General features: G+C 63.1%; 2 protein-coding genes. Both read left to right on the top strand.

Annotation, left to right across the window (positions count from 1 at the left end):
• The first annotated feature begins 1 nt into the window (after window position 1).
• Window positions 2–424, top strand: a complete 423-nt coding sequence (locus tag HGI47_RS22155; RefSeq protein WP_240950386.1) for an Lrp/AsnC family transcriptional regulator — start codon at window positions 2–4, stop codon at window positions 422–424.
• Between the two features lie 5 nt (window positions 425–429).
• Window positions 430–545: Lrp/AsnC family transcriptional regulator (locus HGI47_RS22980; RefSeq protein WP_168854907.1), on the top strand; the 116-nt coding region annotated here is incomplete at its 3' end.

The following is a 545-nucleotide window of genomic DNA, read 5'->3' as shown; positions in this document are numbered from 1 at the left end:
ATTGCGGGCGAATGGTCGCGCGAACAACCAGCAGATTGCCGAGACGCTTGGTTTGACGGCGACGACGGTATCGACGCGCATTCGGCGGATGGAGGATGCGAACCAGTTGCGTGTGGTGGCGGTGTCGGACTTTTCGGCGCATGGCTTCAACGTGCTGCTGCGGATATCGGTGTCGGTCGATGGCCGTCCAGCGTCGGACGTGGCCAATGAACTGGCCGCGCTGCCCGAAGTGGTGGCCGCGCACATGGTGACCGGCGGCTATGATATCGACATGCTGGTGGCGCTGCACGATTTCGATGACCTGTCGGACTTCCTGCTCGACAAGCTTTCGGGCGTCCACGGCATCCGCACGCTGACGCCGGCCATCGTGGTCGACATCATCAAGTACCAGTTCGACGTCGCCCCGATCGAAGGAAAGGCATAACCGCCGTGGCAGTCCCCCAGCTCGACACGCTCGACACGCAACTGGTCGACATGCTTGGCCGCGATGCGCGCGTTTCCAACCGGCGCATTGCTGCCGAACTCGGCGTGACCGAAGGCACCGT

The sequence above is a fragment of the Novosphingobium sp. ERN07 genome (genome assembly GCF_012641335.1).
In the GTDB taxonomy this organism is placed as follows: domain Bacteria; phylum Pseudomonadota; class Alphaproteobacteria; order Sphingomonadales; family Sphingomonadaceae; genus Novosphingobium.
The sequence above is the reverse complement of the archived record's forward strand: the minus strand, read 5'-3'. Positions and strand labels throughout refer to the sequence as shown.